The organism is Streptomyces cahuitamycinicus (assembly GCF_002891435.1).
GTDB lineage: Bacteria > Actinomycetota > Actinomycetes > Streptomycetales > Streptomycetaceae > Streptomyces > Streptomyces cahuitamycinicus.
This window is the reverse complement of the sequence record NZ_POUC01000904.1, coordinates 1-840: the sequence shown is the minus strand read 5'-3', so window position 1 is coordinate 840 and position 840 is coordinate 1. Positions and strand designations below refer to the sequence as shown.

General features: G+C 68.5%; 1 protein-coding gene. It reads right to left on the bottom strand.

Translation table 11 applies throughout. The annotated features are described in order from the left end of the window. Window positions 1-23 precede the first annotated feature (23 nt). Window positions 24-794 (bottom strand): transposase, encoded by a 771-nt coding sequence (locus C1J00_RS43795; RefSeq protein WP_102914267.1) that lies wholly within the window; start codon window positions 792-794, stop codon window positions 24-26. Window positions 795-840 lie beyond the last annotated feature (46 nt).

Here is an 840-nt window from a genome sequence, read left to right as displayed (position 1 = left end):
CTGGTGGCCTGCTGGTTTCTGCGTCACCCGCCGAGGACGAGGTTGTGCAGGCGGGCGATCCCGAGCATGGCGTGGTGGACGCCGTCGCCCTTCAGCCGGCAGTCGCGGAGGATCTTCCAGCCCTTCATCCGGGCGAAGACGTGCTCGACGCGGGCACGGACCTTGCGGTGGGAGGCGTTGTGCTCCTCCTTCCAGTCCGGGAGTTCGCTCTGGCCTTTCTCGCGGCGGTGCGGGATGACCAGGCCGGTGCCGCGGTAGCCGCCGTCGGCGATGACCATGGTCTTGCCGACAGCGTCTTTCGCGCCGGACAGCTCCCATGCCTTGCAGTCGTTGCGGTTGCCGGGCAGCGGCCGGCCGACGGCGACGACGAGCCGGGTGTCTGCGTCGATGACGACCTGGTGGTTGGTGGAGTACCGGTAGTTCTTGGACTGCTCGGCGATGGTGTGGTCGCGGGTAGGAACGAGGGTGCCGTCCACAATCAGCACGGTGTCCTTGCGTAACCGCTTGCGCTGCTGGAGCGCGAGCGTGGGCCCGAGGTGGTCGATGATGCGGTCGGCGGCCGACTTGGACACCCCGAACAGCGGCGCCAGTTGGCGCAGGGTCAGGTTCGTCCGCCAGTACGCGGCGACCAGGAGCACGCGGTCCTCCAGGGGCAGGCTCCAGGGCCGACCCTTGCGCACCGGGTCCGCACCCTCACGCCGGAGCGCGGTGACCAGCCTGCCGAACTGGCGCGGGCTCAGCCCGGTGAACGGGGCTATCCAGGAGGGCTCCGACGCCGTGATCACACCAGACACAGCAAGATCATCTCACCAGTGACCAGCAGTTACGGGACAGCCCTTA